This is a genomic window from Candidatus Binatia bacterium (assembly GCA_023150935.1).
In the GTDB taxonomy this organism is placed as follows: Bacteria; Desulfobacterota; Binatia; order HRBIN30; family HRBIN30; genus JAKLJW01.
Map to the genome: position 1 here is coordinate 48700 of JAKLJW010000022.1, position 21305 is coordinate 70004.

Below are 21305 nucleotides of genomic sequence, written 5' to 3' on the forward strand. Positions count from 1 at the left end.
ATGGTGCGCCGCCGACCGGACAGCCGTTTGGCCGAACTCGTCGAGAGTGCGGCGCGGGTGTTTACCGTGCGCGGCTATCGGCGCACGCAGATGGCCGACGTGGCGGCGGCGATGGGCGTGGCGCCGGGGACTCTCTACCTGTACGTCGAAAGCAAGGAGGCGCTGTTCCACTTTCTGGTGGAGCGCGGCTGGACGGACGAGCTGGTCGCTCCCGAGTTGCCCATTCGCACTCAGCCGGCGGCGGCGACTCTGGGTCTGCTGCGCGATCGGCTGGCGACGGCGATGCGCCTGCCGCGACTCGAGGCGGCATTGCGAGGGCCGGTCCCGCGCGACGCGACGGCGGAACTCGCCGGCATCGTGCGCGAGTTGTACGACATGGTGGCGCGCTACCGGGTCGGCATTCGACTGCTCGAGCGCTCGGCGCTCGATTGGCCCGAGCTGGCCGGCATTCTCTACGGCGACGCCCGCGCGAGTTTGTTTGCGGCGCTCGAAGCGTACCTGCGCACGCGGATCGAGGCGGGGCGGTTTCGCGCCGTGCCGGACGTTGCCGGCATGGCGCGACTCGTCAACGAAAGCGTCGCGTGGTTCGCGATGCACCGCTACGCCGATCCGCACTCCGCCGGTCTCGACGACCGCCTCGCCGAAGAGACGGTGGTCCACACCCTCGTAAGCGCGCTCGCGAAATCGCCACCGCGCTCTGCCGCGACGAGCGAACGCCTAACCCGCAAGAGGAGGCCGACCCGATGACTTGCGCAATGCTGCCGACGCCGGTTCGTGTCCTGCTTCTGCTCGCCGTTGCGCTGGCGGCAGGGCGCACCGCTCTGGCGGCGCCGGCCGGGTCGCCGGCCGAGTGGCCGGCTTACGGGCGTGACCCGGGGGGAACGCGCTACGCGCCGCCGACCCAGATCGACAAGGATAACGTCGGCCGTCTCGAGGTCGCGTGGACATATCGCACGGGCGAGTTCGACGTGGCCCGGCTGCCGGCCTGGAAGAACTACGCGCTTCAGGTCACCCCGATCCTGGTCGACGGCACCATGTACATCTGTTCCGTCTTCGGCAAGGTGATCGCGCTCGATCCGGAAACCGGCGTCGAACGCTGGCGTTTCGATGCCCGCATCGATCCGGCGGCGGCGCGGGCCGAGCTTGCCTGCCGCGGCGTCTCGACGTGGCGCGAATCGGATCCGGCGTTTGCCGGGCTCTGTGCGCGACGTATCTTTTACGCCGCGGTGACCGGGCGGCTCTATGCCCTTGACGCCGCGACGGGAGCGCCGTGCGCCGATTTCGGCGCCGGTGGGCAGGTCGACCTGACGCAGGGCGTCGGTCCGGTGGAGGCGCGCATCTTCGGTGTGACCTCTCCTCCGGCCGTCGTCGGCGATGTGCTCGTGGTCGGTTCGGCGATCGGCGACAACCAGCGGGTCGAAGAGGCCCGCGGCACCGTGCGCGCCATTGACGTCCGAACGGGACGGGAGCGCTGGCGCTGGGATCCGATCCCGCGGCGTCGCGACGACCCGGCGCGGGCGACCTGGGAGGGCGACAGCGCCGATCGTACCGGGGCGGCCAACGCCTGGTCGATCCTCTCGGCCGACCCCGACCGAAACCTGGTTTTCGTTCCCGTCGGCAGTGCCAGTCCCGACTTCTACGGCGGCGAGCGCCGCGGGGCGAACCGCTGGGCGGACTCGGTCGTGGCCCTGCGGGCGTCGACCGGCGAGCTGGTCTGGGGTTTTCAGACCGTCCACCACGACCTCTGGGACTACGACGTACCGGCGCAACCGACACTGGTGACGGTTCGCCGCGACGGCCGGGAGGTGCCCGCCGTCGCCCAGGCGACCAAGGTCGGGCACCTCTTCGTGCTCGACCGAGAGACCGGTGCGCCCCTGTTTCCGGTCGAGGAACGGCCGGTGCCGCCGAGCGACGTGCCGGGCGAGCAGGCATATCCGACCCAGCCCTTCCCGGTCCTACCCCGCCCGCTGGTGCCCCATGCGCTGCGGCCGGAAGATGCCTGGGGCCTCACTCCGCTGGACCGCGCCGCCTGCCGCAAACGCATTGCGGCCATGCGCGGCCGCGAGATCTTCACGCCGCCCGGGCTCGAACCGACGATCATCTATCCCGGCAACGCCGGTGGGACCAATTGGGGCAGCGTGGCCTTCGAGCCGCAGCGCGGTTTCGTCATTGTCAACACCTCGCGCTTTCCGACCGTCGTGCGCCTGATACCGCGGGCGGACTATCCGGCCGAGAAAGCTGCCAACCCCGGACGCGAGGTCTCGCCGCAGGAGGGTACGCCCTACGCGATGCGGCGCGACTTCGATGCCCTGTTGTCGCCCCTCGGCCTGCCTTGCAACCCGCCACCCTGGGGCACCCTGGCCGCCGTCGACCTCGGCAGCGGCGAGGTGCGCTGGGAGGTCCCCCTCGGCACCGTGCGCGACATCGCGCCGGTCCCGATTCCGTGGGAGCTGGGGACACCGAGCATGGGCGGGCCGATGATTACCGCCGCCGGTCTGGTGTTCATCGGCGGTGCCATGGACAACTACTTGCGTGCCTTCGACATCGATACCGGCAAGGAGCTGTGGAAAGGCCGCCTCCCTGCCGGCGGACAGGCGACACCGATGACCTATCAGCTCCGGCCGGACGGCAAGCAGTACGTCGTGATTGCCGCCGGCGGACACGGCCGTCTCGGGACGACGCTCGGCGACAGCATCGTTGCCTTCGCGTTGCCGTAGGGCGTAACGGCGGCACCGAGCACGGAGTCCGGGGCGCGAACCACGGAGCGCTAAACCCGAAACTCGGGCACGGACCGATCCCTTGATCTCACCGGATTGTGTCCCGGCGCTGTGCGCCGTCGTTGCGCGCTGCGCCCTGTTCCTGGCGCTGGCAGTGCCGGCCTTCGCGCAGGATGCCGAACGCGGCGGCGAACCGCGCACTCCGTTGCTGCTCGATTCGGTTACGGTCACGGCAACCCGCCTGCCGGAGTTGCTCGCCGACGTGCCGGCGGCGATCAGCGTGGTCGAGGCGGCCGATATCCGGGATGCCAGGCCGACCGTGAATATCGACGAATCCCTCGATCGAGTCCCGGGTGTCTTCGTGCAGAATAGTGGCAACTTCGCTCAGGACGTGCGCGTGCAGATTCGCGGTTTCGGCACGCGCGCCGGTTTCGGCACGCGCGAAATCAAAGTGCTGGTCGACGGCCTGCCGCTCACGCTGCCGGACGGGCAGACGCAGTTCGACGATGTCGACCCGGCGGCGATGGCCCGCATCGAAGTGGTGCGCGGCCCCGCCTCGGCGCTGTACGGTAACGCCTCCGGTGGCGTGATCCAGTTCTTTACCGAAGACGGACCGTCGACCCCGGGTGCCGAGCTGCGGCTGGTCGGGGGCTCTTACGGCCTCGGTAAGTACGTCCTCGAAGGTGGTGGGCCCGCGGGTCCCGTGCGGCTCTTTGTGCAGGGATCCTTCTTGCGGTCCGACGGTTATCGGCAGCACAGCGCGACCCGGAGCGGCATCGTGAACGCCAAGTTGCGCTGGGACGTCGATGCGGACACGAAGTTGACCGTGCTGGTCAACGGCGTCGACGCGCCGGTTGCCGACGATCCGGGCGCACTGACGCGGGCGGAGGCGGATGCCGATCCGCGCCGGGCACGGGCGCTCAATGTCGCGCTCGACGCCGGCGAGGCGGTGTTGCAGGGACGTCTCGGCGCCGTCGTCGAGCGGCGCCTGCCGCTCGGCCGGCTATCCGGGTACGCGTACGGGCTCTATCGCGATTTCGAAAACCGCCTCCCTGTGCCCCCGACGACCCCGCCCGTGCAGGGCGGCATCGTGACGTTCTACAGGTTCAGTCCCGGTGGCGGCCTCCGCTACCTGGTGCCGGTGCGAGCCGGGGGCCGCGAACATCGGTTCTCTGTCGGGGTCGACGTGCAGTATCAGGACGACAACCGGCGGCGGTTCGGCAACGACTTCGGCACGCGCGGTCAACTCGGCTTGCAGCAGCGCGAGAGCGTCACCGGCGTCGGTCCGTACCTGCAGGCGATCGTCATGCCGTTGGACGACTTCGAGGTGATGGCCGGGCTGCGTTACGACAACCTGCGCTTCGCCGTCGACGTTGCCGTGCCATCCGGAAGCGGCGATTCCGGCTCCCGCACGTTCGAACACTGGAGCCCCGGGGGCGGAGTGCGCTACTCGCCGTGGCCGTGGTTGGCCGCGTTTCTCAATGTCGGTACCGCCTTTCAGGTGCCGACGACTACCGAACTCGCCAACCCTGCCGGAGCCGGATTCAATCCCGACGTCGAGCCGCAGACCGCCCTTAACTACGAGGTGGGGCTGCGGTACGAGACGCTGTGGCTGGTTGGTAACGCGGTCGGATTCTGGACCACTATCGACGACGAGCTGGTGCCCTACGAGGTGCCGTCGCAACCCGAACGCGACTTCTTCCGCAACGCCGGCCGCTCGCGGCGTTACGGCCTGGAGCTCGACTGGCAGACGTACCTGCTGTCCGGTCTGCGGTGGAGCGGGGCGGTGACGCTGATGCAGGCCGAGTACGAGCGGTATGCGACCCCGCAGGGAACTTTCGACGGCAACTCGGAGCCGGGCATTCCCGACGCGGTCGTGTACCAGGAACTCTTCTACCGGCACCCGAGCGGCGCGTACGCGGGCCTGGAGGCGTTGGTCGTCGAGGGGTACCCGGTGAACGACGCCAATACGGCGCGCGCCCCGGGCTACGTTCGGATGACGCTTCGTGGCGGGTACGACATCCAGATCGGGCGCTGGCGCTGCGGTCCGTTCGTCGGCTTCGATAACCTGCTCGACCAGAACTACGACGGCACGGTGCGCGTCAATGCGACCGGGAACCGCTACTTCGAGCCGGCCGCCGGATTCAACGTCTACGGCGGGCTCGGCGTCAGCGCGACGTTGTGACGGAACGGAGTTCCCAGCCCCGGGTCACCGGTTGCCGGTTCCGAAGGTGGGTTGGGGCATCGTGATCCGCGGCCCGGGGGGCGAGCGAACCGGCGGGATAGACGGCGGTTCTGGACTTCTCGGCAAGACGGGACAAATCGGTGAGAGTCGGCAAATTTTCTTGCATTACGCCAAAAGCCGTTGGTAGGGTCGAACGACCCGGGAACGGTTGGCGTCGTCGTCGATGCGAGGTGCTCGGGGCGGGAGCAGCTTCTGGGCGAGGTCGGCTATTCTCCGACGGGGAGCACAAGGGAGTACTCGTAGATGTCATGCAGACGGTTGGGATTCGCCAGTCTAATACTGCCCGCATTCGTTCTCGCCGTGGCGGCGGCGGTCTGCCTTCCGGCTCCGGCGCAGGCCCAGACGTGCTGCGTCGATCGTGACGCCGACGGTGCGTGTGCCGGTGCGGATGATCCGCTGACGTGCACGGGACGTTTGCTGGTGGAAACCGACTTCCCGATCGTTTGTCCGGCGGGTGCGGAACTCGACTGTCGCGTGATTGCGTTGACGGCGCGGCAACTAACCATTGCCGGCAGAATCCGGGCGAACGGAGTGGTCCTTACTTCGGATACCGGCTCTATCGATCTGCGCGGCGCCAACATCACGGTTAAGGGCAAGCTCGTCATCGACTCGGCCGACGACGTGGTCGCCGATGGAACGACCGCTATACAGGGTGAGAGCCGCGGGCACCGTCTGGTGGCGCGCATTACGGTGCAGGCTGCGGGCGATATCGATCTCAGCGGTATGGCCCTGCTGGCCGGCACCGAGCTCAAGGTGATCTCGACCGGCGGCAATATCGTCGCCGCCACCGGCAACTATGAGAGCGGTCGTGCGGTGAGGATGGAAGCGGCTCAGGGCGCAATCGACGTCAGCGGTAGCGTCGTGCTCGCTAACCGGTTGATCGACGTGCATACCGCCCTCGGCATCGGGGCTAACGCCAGTACCTTGCAGGCGCGTGGTCCGCGGGGCGAAATCGGTATCGAAATGACCGGCGGCAGTGGTGACTTCACGGGCGCGCTGGTGAGCGCGGACCGTAGCGTGCGCGTCAGCGGGTTGCGTCAGGTCGACCAGGGGATCAATCTTGCCGGCGCGCAGGTCAGAACCTACCAGCGCGGTGAGATCGATTTGCGAGCGGCGGGAACCCTCGATCTCTCCGGTAGTGTGATCGAAGCGTCGGCGCCTGGGGACTTCCGTTCCGACGTCAAGCTGGCATTCCGCGAGCCGTTGTCCGGAACCCCGGCAAGTCTGATCGACCTCGATGCGCCGGAGATGGTGGCGCTGGGCATGCCCCCCGCGGGTCCGCAAGACACTGCCGAGCTGGTTAGCGACTCATTTGTCGTGCCGGCGGGAATAGACGAGTTGCGGTTCCAGTACCTCTTCCTCACTAACGAGCTGGCCCCGAACCCTTCACATAATGACACGTTCACGGCCTACCTGATCAGTCCATCCACCCAACAGATCATCCGCATCGTCGACACCAACGCCGAGTTGACGCCGGCGCTGACGCCGCTGACCGGTGCTGCCTATTCGACCGCCGTGTTTCAACTCGCCAGCCTCGACGTGCGTGCGCTGGCGGGAACGGGAACCCCGGTTCAGGTCGCCTTTTCCGTCGAAGACGTTGGCGACTCGCGTGGCGCGACCGCGGTCCTGATCGACGACATCGTACTGCGCAACCGTGCGACCGGTGCTGCCCTGCCGATCGGCCGCTTCGAAAGTGGCGACCTCACCGGCTTCACGATGAACCTCACCGCGGTGCGCGATCCGTTCGGTGGGGTGACTCGCGGCCTTGGCGATGTCGACAACCCGCCCCTCGGCAACTTTCCCGGCGCCGAAGACAACGACGTCGCCAGCAATCGCTTTTTTGATACGGCGGTGCGTGCCCCCGAGGGCGCTGCCATGGCAGTCCTCGGCACGGGGACCGAGATCGCCGCGTTTGTTCAGGCGGTGCCGCTCAACCCCGGCTCGGTCACCATCCTCTGTGGTAATGGATTGATCGACGGCGGCGAGGCGTGCGACGACGGAAATCGTATCGGTACGGATTGCTGCAGCAATAGCTGCGAGATCCAGCCGTGCGTACCGACGGCCACACCGACGGCTACGCCGGCTCCGCCGACATCCACGCCGGCGCCGACCGACACCCCGACGGTAACGCCCACCCCCGGCGTTGGCGCCACGGACACTCCTGCGGAAACCCCAACGGAGACCCCGACCGGTCCGCCAGACACGCCGACCGAGACTCCCACCGAGACTCCGACCGGGCCGACCGACACCCCGACGGAGACTCCGACCGAGACACCCACCAACCCGACGGACACCCCGACGGAGACTCCGACCGAGACACCCACCAACCCGACTGACACCCCGACGGAGACCCCGACCGAGACACCCACCAACCCGACGGAAACCCCGACGGAGACTCCGACCGAGACACCCACCAGCCCGACCGACACCCCGACGGAGACTCCGACCGAGACACCCACCGAAGTGCCGACGGACACGCCGACCGAGACGCCGACCGCGGCTGCATCCGACACTCCGACCGAAACGCCGACGGAGACGCCCACGGGGGCCTCCACGGAGACGCCGACGGAGACACCTACCGAAGCGCCGACGGACACGCCGACCGAGACGCCAACCGCGGCTGCATCCGACACTCCGACCGAAACGCCGACGGAAACGCCGACGGAGACACCCACGGAGACGTCCACGGAGACGCCGACCGAGGTTCCCACGGGAACTCCGACCGAGACACCCACTGAAGCCGCCACGGAAACCCCCACGGAGGTCCCAACCGAAACCCCGACTGAGATCCCGACGGAAACCCCGACGGAGACGCCTACTGAAACCCCAACCCCGTGAGCTTTGGCCCCCGGGGGCGCGCACTTGAATTCGGCAGTGCCTCGATACGCACCCGAGAACGCGGCGCTCGCGAGAACGAACGGGAAGGATCCTCATCCCGGCGGAAGATGCCGTTCGCCCCGGGTCGGTGCGTTGATCGTCGGGTTGAGCCTGGTCGCCATCGGGCATGGCGCAAAGGCGGGGAACGAGCCGTACGTCTGGCGCAGCTACGGACCGACCAGCGGTGCGATTCTGGCCCTGGTCGCCGATCCCACCGATCCGCTAAGGGTTTACGCGGGGAGTGCCCGCGGCAGCATCTTTCGCAGCACGGACGGCGGCGAAACCTGGATGCTATCCAGCCTGCCGTTCACGGGCGTCCTGGCGGAAGTGCGTGCGCTGGTGGTCGATCCGATCGCGCCGGCACTGGTCTACGCCGGGACTTCAGCCGGGGTCTTCAAGAGTGTCGACGGCGGTCGTACCTGGGCGCCAACGCGCCTGGGGGATCTCAATGTGCACGCACTGGCGATCGATCCTGCCGTGCCGGCAATCCTGTATGCCGGCAGCGACGAAGGTGCGCTCTACAAGAGCAGCGATGGCGGCGGTTCATGGGCGAAGGTCGCCGGCCTCGTGGCGAATCGGGCCGTGACCGCAGTTGCCGTGGATCCTCGGACGCCGTCCACCGTTTACGCCGGCCTCGACCGGGGCCGCGTGTTCAGGAGTACGGACGGCGGTACGAGTTGGAATCATCCCGGATTCGACGGCATCACGGCGAACGAGTTCCGTAGTCTGCTGATCGATCCGCTGAGTCCGTCGACGCTGTACGCCTGCTCGGAGCGCGGAGTATTTCGAAGCACGAACGCCGGCTTGACGTTCTTCCCTGCGAACAACGGGCTGACCTCGACCGACGCCAAGGCGCTCGCGCAAGATCCGCTTACACCGGCGACGCTGTACGCCTGGTCCGACGGTATCTTCAAGAGCACCGACGGCGGAAACTCGTGGAGGCGCAGCGGCCCGCTCGGTTCCGGCACCGCGCTTGCCATCCACCCCCTGGCCCCCGCCACGTTGTTTGCCGGCGGCGACGGGGTGCTCAGAAGCCGCGACGGGGGAGCGACATGGCGGAGATCGAACCGTGGCCTGGCCGATAGCATCATAAGCGCCGTAGCCGTCAATCCGCGCACGCCGTCGATCCTGTATGCCGGCGGCAACGACGTCTTCAAGAGCGTCGACGGCGGCGGTAGTTGGCGTGCATTGCAGGCCGAGCTGCCGGGCTTCGTTACCGCTCTGGCAGTGGATCCCGCCGAACCCAGAACCGTCTATGCCGGTACCGGCCTTGGTGTGTATCGGAGCACCGATGAAGGCGTGCGGTGGTCGAGAGCCGGGCCCACTCGCTTCATTACTGCGCTGACCGCGAGTGTCACGACCCGCAACCTCATTTACGCCGGCACAGCGGATCAGGGTTTGGTGAAGAGCACCGATGGCGGCAACCGCTGGAGCCGCACGAACAGCTCGATGACCGAAGGGACGTTCGTCAACGCAATAGCGATCGGTCCGGCCACTACCCCCGTACTGTTCATCGGTACCCAGAAGAGCTTTTACGGCAGCGCCTTCCGCAGTCTCGACGGCGGCTCGATGTGGGAGGTCTTGCCGATACCGCAGACGGCGACGCAACGGATCGACGTGCAGGCCATCGCCACGCATTCGCAAGGGCGGGGAGTTGTCTACGCGGGAACCTCGGCGGGGCTGTTCATGAGCGAGGACGACGGTGCGACCTGGAGTGCGGAACTGCTGGAGGGTCGTTCCGTTGCGGCGCTGACCGTCAACCCGGCGCACCCGACGACACTGTACGCCGGTACCCCGGGCGACGGCGTGTTTGCGAGCGAGGACGGTGGCAAGGACTGGGAGGCTATCAACGACGGCTTGATCAACGGCAACGTCGAAGCGCTGGCCGTCAATCCGTTGCGGCCCAGAACCCTGTACGCCGGCACTGCCGGGGGCGGCGTGTTCGTCTTCGGTCAGGTCCTGCCCTGCGACGGCGACTGTAACGGCGACGTCGAGGTTACCGTCGACGAGCTGCTGATCATGGTCAACATCACCACGGGCTCCGGTTCCGTCTCGCAGTGCCTGCAGGGAGACCTCAACGGCGATCGCGAAATAACCGTCGACGAGATCCTCGCCGCGGTAGCCGCCGGCTTGACGGGGTGCGAACGGCCCGGGGTCGCGTAGCGCCTCCTTCGGTGTTCGCGGGCCGGCACCCGCCGAGCGCGGAAGCGGCCTTATCCCCGTCGGCAGGTATTCAGTGGTTCCGGACGCCTGTCGTTCACGCCAGACCGACGATCTTGTCGCCCTGCAGATCGAGGGACCCGGCCAGCGGCACTTTCGGCAGGCCGGGCATGCGTAAGATGTCCCCGGTCAGCACGACCAGAAACCCCGCGCCGGCGTTGATCTGAATGCCACGCACGGTGACGTCGAAGTCGGTCGGGCGGCCGGTGAGCTTCGGGTCGTCCGACAGCGAATTCTGCGTCTTGGCGATACACACCGGCAGATTCTCGTACCCGAGACGGCGCACGTCTTCGAGATCGCGCTCCGCCGTCTTCGTAAACACGACACTGCGTGCGCCGTACATCTTCTGCGCCACGGCAAGAATCTTGTCGGGAATTGGCGCGGTCCAGTCGTACAACGCGCGAAACGGCTTGCTGCGCTTCTCGGCGTGCGCCATGACCGTGCGCGCCAGTTCGACCGCCCCCTCGCCGCCGCGGGCGAAGTGGTCGGCGACCGCGAACGGCACGCCGAGATAGGCGCAGCGGCGCCGCACGACTTCGATTTCTTCGTCCCGGTCGCCGTCGAAGCGATTGAGTGCAACGACGGGCGGTTCGCCGAACTGGCGAATGCTGTCGATGTGCTTGTCCAGGTTGGGTAGGCCGCGGGCCACCGCACCCGGATCGCTATGGGCCACGTCGGCCAGCCGGACACCGCCGTGCATCTTGAGCGCACGGAGGGTGGCGACCAGGACCACGGCGGCGGTGTCCAGCCCGGCGCTCACGCACTTGATGTCGAAGAACTTCTCCGCTCCGAGGTCGAAGGCAAACCCCGCCTCGGTGACGGCCCAGTCGGTCAGGTGCAGCGCCATGCGCGTCGCCAGCACGCTGTTGCAGCCATGGGCGATGTTCGCAAACGGTCCGCCGTGGATGAGCACCGGCGTGCCCTCGAGGGTCTGGACCAGGTTCGGCTTCAGGGCATCGCGCAGCAGGGCGAGCATTGCGCCGGAGGCCGCGAGCCTGCCGGCGGTAACGGGTTCGCCTCCGTAAGTGAAAGCAACCAGGGTACGGTCGAGGCGGGCGCGCAGGTCGTCGATCGAATTCGCCAGGCAGAGCATGGCCATGACCTCGGACGCCGCGGTGATGTCGAAACCGGTCTCGCGTGGCACGCCTTGCTGATGGCCGCCGAGGCCGACGATGATATTGCGCAGCGCCCGGTCGTTCATGTCCATCGCCCGGCGCCAGACGATGCGTCGCGGATCGATGCCCAGGCGGTTGCCGAAATAGATGTGATTGTCGAGCAGCGCGGCCAGCAGGTTGTTGGCCGCGGTGATGGCGTGGAAGTCGCCGGTGAAATGGAGGTTGATGCGGTCGGCCGGCATCACCTGACTGTGGCCGCCGCCGGTCGCCCCTCCCTTGATGCCCATGCACGGCCCCATCGACGGCTCGCGCAACGCGATGCAGACGGAATGGCCAAGCCTCCGGATCGCATCGCCGAGACCGATACTCGTCGTCGTCTTGCCCTCGCCCGCCGGGGTGGGCGTAATCGCCGAAACCAGGATCAGCCGCGACTCGCCCCGATGCCGGGGCGGTTCGTCGAGGACGTTCAGCTCCACCTTGGCGACGTCGTGGCCGACGGGAAACAGGTGCGTCGCCGTCAGTCCGAGCTCGGCGGCAACTTCCCGGATCGGGCGAAGCGGCACGGAGGCCGCGATCTCGGCGTTGCTGGGCATCATACGAAGGACACCTCGCACCGGAGATGCGGGATTCCCCCGCGGATTTCAAGGCAGGCGCCGTGGCGAGCGGAGCCAGGCCGAGGATGCCGCCTCCGCGGCGCTACACCGTGTCGGTCTCGGCGGCGCTGGCCGCCAGTTCCTCCGCGTCGGCTGCCGGCCGCTCGTAGACGATCGTGCCGATGGCGACGAGCACGATCGTGCCGCCGGCGATCTGCGTGAGGTTGAGCGGCTCGTCGAGGAACGTGGCGGCGCCGACGGCGGCGAAGACCGGTACCGCGAGCAGCATGACCGAGACGACCAGGGCGGCGACGTGCGGGTGCGCCCAGTTCACAAGAAAGTGGCCGAGAGTTCCCGGGACCAGAGCGAGAAAGATCAGGAGCGCCCAGTCGTTCCCGCGCGGGGAATCGAGATGCTCTCCGGCGGCGACGGCGACAACCGTCATCAGAAGAGCGGCGACAGTCGACATGCCGATCAGGTATTCGGCAGTGTCGACGCCGGCGCGCACATGCTTCGAGACCAGGAAATAGGCGGTGAAGGCAAACAGATTGGCAACGGCAAGGACGTCGCCGCGCAAACTCCATCCCGGCGTGCCCGCCGACCCGACGACGACGACAACCGTGCCGGCCACCGCGACGAACGACCAGAACAGCGCCCGCGCCGTGACCCGCTCCCCGAACCACGGGCCGGCTACGATCAGCACCAACGCCGGTTGCAGCGCGCCGATGATCGAAACGTTGGTGACGCTCGTCAGCTTGAGGCTCGTAAAAAACAGGATCTGGTGCAGCGCGAACAGCGCCCCACCGGCCACCGCGGCGACCAGCCACGCGCGGGTCAGACGCGCGCGCAGGCGCGGCATCGCCAGGGGCAGGAACCACAGGAGCGGCAGCGGGATCCACAGCCGATAGAACGAAGCCACGAGCCCGGTCGTGGAAATCAGCTTGATGATCACCGAGCTGCAGCCCCATACCAGCGCCGACCCCGCCACGGCGGTGACGGCCAGCGCCCGTACCGGCCGGCCGGCGGCGCTCAATCCCACAGCGGCGGGTGCCGATCCTTCCATGGGCGGGCTTGTTCGAGCTGGCCGGCCAGGCGCAGGAGCAGGCCCTCCTCGCCAAATCGGCCCGCGAACATAAGCCCCACCGGCAGGCCATCCGCGCTCCAGTGCAGCGGCAACGAAATCGCCGGCTGACCGGTGGCGTTCTGGATCGGGGTGAACGGCACGTAATCGAGCACCTGGCCGAGGCCGAGTAGCGGGTCGCGTTGTTGCAGGTCTATAGTGCCGTTCTCGATCGGCGGCGAGCCCAGAGTGGTGGTCAGCCAGCAGTCGTAATTCTGGTGCCAGCGGGCGATCTGCCGGGTTGCCATCTGCAGCATCGCCACCGAGATGTGGTACTGCGTCGCGGGGAGCTGCTTGCCCTGCTGGTAGATACCCCAGGTGAGGCCCTCGAAGTCGCTTTCGACGGGAGTCTTGCCGTTGAGCAGCGCGTAGCCGTCGATGTTGGCCGCATGTGCGGACGTGAAAACGGCCACGAACGCGCTGCTGAGCAGGTTGAAATCGATGTCCGGAGCGGCCTCTTCGACGATATGGCCGAGGTCGGCGAGCAGCTTGGCCGTCGACTCGACCGCGGCGACGCAGTCGGGGTGGAGCGGCAGACCGTTCATCGATTTCGTCGAGAAGGCGATGCGCAGCTTGCCCGGCGGCGTGCGCGCCTCTTCGAGGAACGGCCGCGTTACCGGCGGTGCGCAGTACGGGTCGCCGATCTCCGGGCCCTGGGTGCAGTCGAGTGCCGCGGCCGTGTCGCGCACGGTGCGGCTGACGACGTGCTCGGCAATCAGCCCGCTCGCCATGTCGCCGATGTCGGGTCCGAGGGGGTTGCGACCGCGGGTCGGCTTCAGGCCGACCAGCCCGCAGCAGGCCGCCGGGATGCGTATCGAGCCGCCCCCGTCGTTGGCATGGGCCAGCGGCACGATACCGGCCGCGACGGCGGCCGCCGACCCGCCGCTCGATCCCCCGGTCGAGTGCGCCAAGTTCCATGGGTTGCGCGCCGGGCCATAGAGCACCGGCTCGGTGGTCGGCAGGATGCCGCACTCGGGCGCGTTGGTCTTGCCGAGAACGACGAGTCCGGCGGCTTTGTAGCGGGCGACCAGCGTGTGGTCGCGGTGCGCCGGAGTGCCGGTCATGAACTTACAGGCCGAAGTCGTCGGCACGCCCTCGTAGTCGCCGAGGATGTCCTTCAACAGAAAGGGCACGCCATGGAATGCGCCCGGGGCGGCGCCGCCGCCGGCCAGTCGCCCCGCCGTCTGCCGGGCCTGGTCGTAGATCTTGTAAATCACCGCGTTGATCGACGGATTGTGTTTCTCGATGCGCGCAATCGCCTCGTCCACCAGTTCCGTCGGTGTGACGTCGCGCTTCGCGACCAGCTCGGCGAGTCCGAGGCCGTCGAACCGTGCATACTCCTTGAACGCCATGTCGATCCTCCTGTGACGCGGTGGCCGGGCGGTCGCCCGCCGGTCCGCTTTGGGTTTCGGTTCGCGAGTCTACGGCGCCGAGCCTCACGAGATGGAAGCGGGTCGTGACCGCCGTGCGGTCGACTACGTAGCGCGACGCGCGAGGGTATGTCCAGCGGGGCGGCGCCACTCGAATCCGGCAACAATAGATGTCCGCATGCCCGTAAGCCGTCACCCCCGCGAAGCTTGTCCCGGCGAAAGCCGGGAGCGGGGGTACAGAAAGCCAAAGCCCGCCTGGATTCTCGCTTTCCGCGGGAATGACGAGGGTCCCGCCGCGCCGGAGGCGATCGCACCGCCGTTGTTTCCGAAGATCGCCTCCAAACAAGGATCGAGACCGGGGAACGGAGCGCCGCTCATTTGGGCTGCGGATCTTCCTTGGCTTGTGGCCGTCTCGCTTTCTTCAGTCTCGCGACAGCCGCCGGCTCCTTCGCCGCCTTCGAGAGCGCCTGCCAATCGTCGGGAGGGTTCCCCTTCTCAAGCATCTTCCGGAAGACCGCGTACGCGTCCGTCTTGGACCCGTAGGTCCGCTTCGAGTCTTCGTCGTTGACCCAAGCGTAGACGATGACCTTGGCCCTGGAGTGGTACCGAAAGAAGAGCCGAAACCTCTGGCCACCGAACTTCGCTCGAAACCAGTGCTTGTAGTCGTCGCCCAGCGCGTTGCCCTGGCGATGCTCGGGCCGCGCAGGGTCCGCTGGAACCGTAACGAACATCAGCTCGTACAGCGCCGCGAGCAGCTTGAAGTTGGCGGTGCTCTTGTGGTCGTCCGGGTTCTTCGCCTTGGCCTTCGCCTTCTCGACCGTCGCGATCAGCTTTTCGAGTTGGTCGAGAAGGAGTGGGTGAGCGAAGAGCTCCCAGCCGTTGACCTGCATCGTTCAGAGATCCACGTCGCCGTCGATGGGGGCGTCAAGGTCGACCTTCTCGCCCTTCACCAGGGCTGCCATGCGTACCGCGAAATCCTTCGACAGGGGCTTGAGAGTCTCAGGGTGCTTCTCGATGTTCCGGGCGAGGAACGCGAGAAACTTCCCGAGGACAGGGTCCTCGCGAGCCGCCCCGAGGGGAACCACCGTCACGCGCTGGCCCTCCACGCGGAAGGCGATCTCGTCGCCCTCCTTGATGCCGAGGACCTGGCGAACAACCTTGGGCACCGTCGTCTGACCCTTGGCTGTGATCGTGCTCCGCTCTTCGATGATGGCCATCGGAACCTCCAGCGACCCAGAGTAAGGAACATTCCTTACCCGGTCAACCCGAATTGGGGTTCCCGGGTTGCGGCTTCAACTGGAAGCGATCTCCTCGAACCGTGACTGGGAAAGCCGCCCGCTTGCCGCCCGGCGCGGCTGCGCTTGCTCGTCAACAACTCCAGTTTCCCGATCCTGCCCTGGATTCGCTGCCGCGACCTTCGGCTTCCGTCACGTCCTCTTTGGGGCTGAGTGGATATCTCTATGCATCGCCCACGACGACGGGTTCACCGAGTACTTGCCTTCCGGGCTTGTGCGCGAGCCCGCGCCGGGTTCATCGGTGGCCATCGTTCCCCGATCGGGGTTAAGGAGTGGCATGCAACTCGATAGCGTTCAGATTGGCGTGAAAGACCTCGCGGCGGCGAGCTGCGATTATGCCGTGCTCTTCGGTTGCGCGGTCCCGCTGCCCGCGGGTGAGGCGGTGCGCTTCGCGTTCGCCCGCGGCGCCGTCGAACTCGAAACGGCGCTGCCGGAGGGCGTGCACGCGATGCGCTTCGTCCCGGAGGCGGCGAGTCGGTCCCCGGCGTGGCCTGCGCAACCCGCGGCATTTCATGGTCTCGACGTGCGGACCGGCCCACGCCCGGAGCCGGCGCCGGCGGACGGCGGTATCGTCGGCATAGACCACGTGGTCATCAACACCAACGATCGCGAGCGCGCGAGAGCCCTGTGGCGCGACCGGCTCGGCCTGCGGCTCGCCCTCGAACGCGACTTCCCGGCGCGCGGCGTCGGGATGCTCTTCTTTCGCAGCGCGGGAGTCACGCTGGAATTCGTCAGTCCGCTGGCGCCGCCGCCCGGCGACCCGGGGCCGGATCGTTTCTTCGGCCTTGCCTATCGCGTCGTCGATATCGACGGGTGCCGCGCGCGGCTCGCGGCGGCCGGCGTCGAGGTGAGCGGCATCCGGGCCGGGAACAAGCCGGGAACGCGTGTGGCTACCGTGCGTTCGCATACGGCGGGAGTGCCGACGCTGCTGATACAGCAGTTTGAAGGGGCTGAAGGCCGGTGAGCAGCCGTGCGGCGGTGGCTTCGGCGGCAAGTCGGGAGGGCGAGGCGCACGCGACGTCCGTGACAACAAGAAGAAAGCGTGCGCGGAGCGCCCGCTCCACCGTGTGACAACAAGAAGAAAGCGTGCGCGGAGCGCCCGCTCCACCGTGTGCACGCGAAGGTGCAACGCCCTCCTCAACGTCGCCGCAACTCGCCGTATGCTTGCTGGATCTCCAACGTCCGCTCGTGAGCCAGCCGCTGCAGGTCTCTGCCGAGATGGGCGACGCGGTCCGGGTGATACTCCTTCGTGCGCTCGCGGTAGGCGTGGGCGATCTCCTCGCTACTGGCATTGCGGGCGACACCGAGGACGGCGTACGGATCCCACGGCGCCGGGCTCTCGTGCCGCGGCGGATGCGGTGGCGGCGGTGCGGCGGTGCGTTGGCGGTGCGTGGCGGCGGCACGACGGAGCTGTCCTCTGACCCAATACACGGCGATCGCGATCAGCAGCAGGTCGTCGAGCAGGCCGATTGCACCCAGCGCCCCTTCGGGCAGGAGATCGATCGGCGAACGCAGGTAAACGAGGAGCAGGAAGGCAAGCGCCAGCAAGCGCGGCAGGTTCATCGCGGCGCCGCACCTCCAGTCTCCGCCGCGGCTGGCGGCAGCGTCGCCGGGCCCTGCAGGAGGCGGAAAAATTCGCTGTTCGGCGACAGGACGACCGTCGTGCCCGGGCCGATGGTGTTGCGGTACGCTTCCAGGGTGCGGACGAGATTGTAGAACTCGGGGTCGCGACCGTAGGCGTCGGCGAAGATCTTCACCGCCCTGGCATCGCCCTCGCCGCGTTGGATTTCGGACTGCTGCCGCGCATCGGCGAGGAGGATTTGCACTTCCTTGTCGGCTTGCGAGCGAATCTTGCGGGCCTCCTCGTCGCCCTCGGCGCGGAACTTCTTTGCGAGTCGTTCGCGTTCGGTACGCATGCGGTTGAAGACGTTCAACTCGTTCTTTTCGGGCAGGTCGGCGCGCTTGATGCGGACGTCGACGATTTCGATCCCGAACTCGCGGGCGGCGCGAGCGCTCTGCCCGGTCACTTCGGCGAGCAGTTCCGAGCGGCGATCGCTGACCACATCGCGCAGCGTGGTCTTGCCGAGGGTTTCCCGGAGGTTGGAGTAGACGATGTCGTCGAGCCTGGACTGCGCCCCGACCTCGCTGCGCACGGTCCGGAAGAACTGCAGCGGGTCGACGATGCGCCAGCGGGTGTAGTTGTCGACAACGAGTTGCTGCTTATCGCGCGTCAGCAGCTCCTTGGGCGAGGCGTCGTATTCCAGCAGGCGGCGATCGAAGTAGATGACGTTCTGGATGAACGGGATCTTGAAGTAGAGGCCCGGCTCGCGCACGGTGCGCACCGGGTCGCCGAGTTGGACGACCACCGCCTGCATCCACTGCGGCACGGTGAAGGTGGCGAGGTTCCAGACGAGGACTACGGCGGCGATGGCGCCGAGGGCGACGATCCAGCGACGATCCATGGCTGTTACCTCCCGGTCAGGCCGGTATCCGTCGAACCGGATCCTGGCGCTCGCAGTGTGGTTGCCCCGAGCGGCAGGTAGGGCACCACCCGTTGGCCCACCTCTTCATCGACGAGGACGATATTGGTTTGTGGCAGGATCGTTTCCATGGTTTCGAGATACAGGCGCTTCCGGGTGACGCCGGCGGCCTCTGCATACGCCTTCTGCAATGCCACGAAGCGCTCGGCCTGCCCGGTGGCGTCGCGCACCTTGGCCTCGCGGTAACCTTCGGCTTCGTTGAGAAGCTGTGCCGCCTGACCGCGGGCCTTGGGGACGACGTCGTTGGCGTACCCGAGGGCCTCGTTGATCATGCGTTCCCGATCCTGCTGCGCACTGATGACGTCCTTGAAGGCGTCCGATACCTGGTCCGGCGGGTCGACGTCCTGCAGCTTGACGGCGACGACCTCGATGCCCGAGTCGTAGCGGTCGAGGATCTGTTGCAGAACGACCTGGGCATTCTCTTCGACCTGTTGCCGGCCCTCGGTCAGGGCATCGTCGATCTGGGTGCGGCCGATGACCTCGCGCATCGCTGCCTCGGCGGCGTCGCGTAAGCTCTTCTGTCCGTTGCGCAGGTTGAACAAGAAGGCGCGGGGTCCGCCCGGTTCGGGTTTGATTCGGTACTGCACGATGAACTGGAGTTTGACGATATTCTCGTCGCCGGTGAGCATGAGGGCCTCCACATCGACGTCCTGATAGCGGGTCGGCGGGCCCGCCGAGACGGTGCGAAAGCCGAACTCGTCCTTGCGGATCTGGGTTACCGAGGGCTTGACCACCTGCTCGATCGGCCACGGTAGATGGTAGTTGGGTCCCGGCTCGACCTCGCGCACGAACTGACCGAAGCGCAGAACGATGCCGCGCTCGTCCGGCGCGACGATGAAAACGCCGCTGGCCGCCCATAGGAGGAGCAGGAGGAGGAGAATGGGCCAGGGACCGATCCGTGACGGGCCGGACGACTGGCCCCAGCGCGCGCGCAGGCGCTGCCACAGGTCGTAAAGCTCATTGAACGGATCCTGGGCGCCACTGCGGCGATCCCAGTCAGGAAAACGCTCGGGCATGACGACCTCCCTCTAATCGCCGTCTCGGATGGAGCGTAGCACCTAATCGTACCGACACCATTCAACCCCGGTTCGCCGCTCAACCCGGGCACCCGGTGAGAGCTGCGCCAACTGCGGCAAGGATGTCGTCGATCGTCACCTGGGAATCGCCGTTGGCGTCGAAGGCCGGACAGACATCGAGCGCCTGAAACCCCTGGGCGATACCGACGCCGGTGAGGATCTCGTCGACGGTTACGGCGTCGTCGCCGTTGCAGTTGCCCGGACAAGGAGGCGCCTCGCCGGGCGTTGCGGTGGCCGTTGGGGCGGCCGTTTCGGTCGGCGTCGGGGTCGGAGTGAGAGGCTCCGCAGCCAGCACGGCGATCGGGACGAGCAGCGTCGAGGCCCGGTCGCCGGTGGGTTGGCCGTTGCCATTTACGGCGTTGCCCCACAGCCGCAGCGTAACGGTGCCCGCCTCTGCCGGGGCGGTCCACTGAAAGCTGAAGCGGGCCGCGTCTCCTTCGGCGCCTTTGGGAGCGGCGTGAGTTATCTCGGTCCGGTCGCCGGTGCCCGGCAGAGCCCTCGTCAGCGTGCTGTCCGGACCGCCGGTAGCGAGCGTACCGGCGGGTGCGGAGACGTTGAACCCGGCGGCACCCTGGTTTCCGGTGGAGAACACGCGGAACACGTAGGTATTGGTTGTCCCCGGCATGACCGGCGTGGGCCCTTCGAGGGTAACTCGCGGTTGACTGCCGCCACCATGGCAGAAATTGCAGCCCGTGGTGGCAGGATCGATGAGCTCGGCGGTCCCGATGCCAGTCGACCTGGCCGAGCTTGTCGTTGGCGACACGACGAGCGCGACAAGGACGCAGAAGAGCAGGCCGGTGTGGCTCCACTCCGATGCCGGGGGCTGCGAACGCTGCATGAAGCCTCCTTTCGGCGACCGCACCAGCTTCGAGGGCAGGGGGGGGCGTGTCAAGACGGGCCGGGCAATCGACACTCCGTCAGGTTCAGACGATCGATCAACTGCCGCAGGCGGCCGTAGTGTACACGGTCGAAGCGGAAGACCAGGCGCGGCAGGTGGAAGATTTCCGGCTCGTTGCCCTCGGCGGAGAAGGCTGCGCGTTGTTCGATGATACCGTCGGTGACGATGTCGCGAAATTCGTCGGTAAGCTGTTGCACGAACTCGGCGGGAAGCTGTCTTGTCAGGCGCAGGACAAAGTGGTCGCGGACAAAGCGGGAGGAGTGGTAGACACGGTAGAAGGCGGTGATCTCGCCGACCGCGGTCGCGACGTCGTCGGTTACCTTGTACAGCGCGAGGTCGTCGCGGCCGATCATGCCGCGGCGCAGGATGTGATCCTCGACGTAGCGTTGCCACGTCTTCCAGTACGTCCCCTGGGGTTCGTCCAACAGCACCAGGGGCATGGGCCGCGTTTTCCCGGTCTGCAGCAGGGTGAGGGTTTCGAAGCCCTCGTCGTGGGTGCCGAAACCTCCTGGAAACAGAACCACGGCGTGCGCTTCCTTCAGGAAGAAGAGTTTGCGCGTGAAGAAGTAGCGAAAGGTGAGCAGCTTCGTGTCGCCTTCGATAACGGCGTTGGCTGTCTGTTCGAAGGGCAGACGGATGTTGACCCCGAAGCTCCGTTCACGGCCCGCACCGCGCTGACAGGCTTCCATGATGCCCGGCCCGGCCCCCGTGATCACCATGAAGCCGGCGTCGGCTATCTGGCGTGCAAACCGTTCGGCGAGATCGAAGATCCGGTCGCCGGGCTTCGTACGGGCCGAGCCGAACGTGCTGACTTTGCGAACCTGCCGATAGGGCGCGAAGACGCCGAAAGCGGTGGCCATTTCGCGCAGGGCACCGGCGACGATCTTCAAGTCGCCGACGCTGGTGTGATCCTCGGCCAGCCGGTTGGCGGTCTCGGCTATGTCATTGAGGTAGCGCCGTTGCTCGTTGGTGTGCTCGGTCCTTGCCGTCATGCCCCGAGCATAAGACACGCGGCCGGGACGGGCCAGCGACCGTTAGAGGCAGAGCGCGGGCTTCGCCCGCAACCCAAAGCGAACAACCAGCCCGTTCGCCCCGAGTAGGAGCCCTTCCCCTGGGCTCCGCCCGCAACCCAAAGCGAACAACCAGCCCGTTCGCCCCGAGTAGGAGCCCTTCCCCTGGGCTCCGTATCGAGGGGCGCGCCCGTGCCGAACCTATCCCTCGATACGCCGCCTGAGCCCT

Annotated in this window: 16 protein-coding genes; 6 read left to right on the plus strand and 10 right to left on the minus strand. The window is 67.2% G+C overall.

The window, feature by feature from the left end:
- From L6Q96_13935 to L6Q96_13955, 5 genes are all read left to right on the plus strand, one after another.
- Positions 1-747, plus strand: a complete 747-nt coding sequence (locus tag L6Q96_13935; protein ID MCK6555659.1) for a TetR/AcrR family transcriptional regulator — start codon at positions 1-3, stop codon at positions 745-747.
- Positions 744-2717: a pyrroloquinoline quinone-dependent dehydrogenase gene (locus L6Q96_13940; GenBank protein ID MCK6555660.1), complete on the plus strand. Its 1974-nt coding sequence runs from the start codon at positions 744-746 to the stop codon at positions 2715-2717. Before L6Q96_13935 ends, L6Q96_13940 begins: the two co-directional genes overlap by 4 nt.
- A gap of 82 nt (positions 2718-2799) precedes the next feature.
- A complete protein-coding gene (locus L6Q96_13945) occupies positions 2800-4902 on the plus strand; it encodes a TonB-dependent receptor (protein MCK6555661.1) in 2103 nt (700 codons plus the stop codon).
- Positions 4903-5205: 303 nt separating this feature from the next.
- Positions 5206-7800, plus strand: coding sequence for a hypothetical protein (locus tag L6Q96_13950; GenBank protein MCK6555662.1), 2595 nt, complete (start codon positions 5206-5208; stop codon positions 7798-7800).
- 132 nt (positions 7801-7932) lie between these two features.
- Entirely contained in the window at positions 7933-10002 is a 2070-nt protein-coding gene (locus tag L6Q96_13955; protein MCK6555663.1) for a hypothetical protein, read from the plus strand.
- A gap of 94 nt (positions 10003-10096) precedes the next feature.
- On the opposite strand, the gene L6Q96_13960 is transcribed toward L6Q96_13955, so the two are convergent.
- The 5 genes from L6Q96_13960 to L6Q96_13980 form a co-directional block, all read right to left on the minus strand.
- Complete coding sequence (locus tag L6Q96_13960) at positions 10097-11767, minus strand: formate--tetrahydrofolate ligase (GenBank protein ID MCK6555664.1); 1671 nt, start codon at positions 11765-11767, stop codon at positions 10097-10099.
- 103 nt (positions 11768-11870) lie between these two features.
- Complete coding sequence (locus L6Q96_13965) at positions 11871-12830, minus strand: DMT family transporter (protein ID MCK6555665.1); 960 nt, start codon at positions 12828-12830, stop codon at positions 11871-11873.
- Complete coding sequence (locus L6Q96_13970; GenBank protein MCK6555666.1) at positions 12797-14239, minus strand: amidase; 1443 nt, start codon at positions 14237-14239, stop codon at positions 12797-12799. Before L6Q96_13970 ends, L6Q96_13965 begins: the two co-directional genes overlap by 34 nt.
- A gap of 392 nt (positions 14240-14631) precedes the next feature.
- On the minus strand, positions 14632-15147 hold the full coding sequence (locus L6Q96_13975) for a type II toxin-antitoxin system YhaV family toxin (GenBank protein ID MCK6555667.1): 516 nt from the start codon (positions 15145-15147) through the stop codon (positions 14632-14634).
- Positions 15148-15150: 3 nt separating this feature from the next.
- The gene (locus L6Q96_13980) at positions 15151-15474 is read right to left on the minus strand and encodes a type II toxin-antitoxin system PrlF family antitoxin (GenBank protein MCK6555668.1); all 324 of its coding nucleotides are present in this window, start codon (positions 15472-15474) and stop codon (positions 15151-15153) included.
- Positions 15475-15829: 355 nt separating this feature from the next.
- Here L6Q96_13980 and L6Q96_13985 point away from each other — a divergent pair, with 355 nt between their 5' ends.
- Positions 15830-16516, plus strand: a complete 687-nt coding sequence (locus L6Q96_13985; protein MCK6555669.1) for a VOC family protein — start codon at positions 15830-15832, stop codon at positions 16514-16516.
- Positions 16517-16689: 173 nt separating this feature from the next.
- Here L6Q96_13985 and L6Q96_13990 read toward each other — a convergent pair whose 3' ends face one another.
- The 5 genes from L6Q96_13990 to L6Q96_14010 form a co-directional block, all read right to left on the minus strand.
- On the minus strand, positions 16690-17115 hold the full coding sequence (locus tag L6Q96_13990) for a J domain-containing protein (GenBank protein ID MCK6555670.1): 426 nt from the start codon (positions 17113-17115) through the stop codon (positions 16690-16692).
- Positions 17112-18014: a protease modulator HflC gene (hflC, locus tag L6Q96_13995; protein ID MCK6555671.1), complete on the minus strand. Its 903-nt coding sequence runs from the start codon at positions 18012-18014 to the stop codon at positions 17112-17114. Before hflC ends, L6Q96_13990 begins: the two co-directional genes overlap by 4 nt.
- A gap of 5 nt (positions 18015-18019) precedes the next feature.
- On the minus strand, positions 18020-19108 hold the full coding sequence (hflK, locus tag L6Q96_14000) for an FtsH protease activity modulator HflK (protein MCK6555672.1): 1089 nt from the start codon (positions 19106-19108) through the stop codon (positions 18020-18022).
- 79 nt (positions 19109-19187) lie between these two features.
- Entirely contained in the window at positions 19188-20006 is an 819-nt protein-coding gene (locus tag L6Q96_14005) for a hypothetical protein (protein ID MCK6555673.1), read from the minus strand.
- A 50-nt stretch (positions 20007-20056) separates the two neighbouring features.
- Positions 20057-21058, minus strand: coding sequence for an LOG family protein (locus L6Q96_14010; GenBank protein MCK6555674.1), 1002 nt, complete (start codon positions 21056-21058; stop codon positions 20057-20059).
- Positions 21059-21305 lie beyond the last annotated feature (247 nt).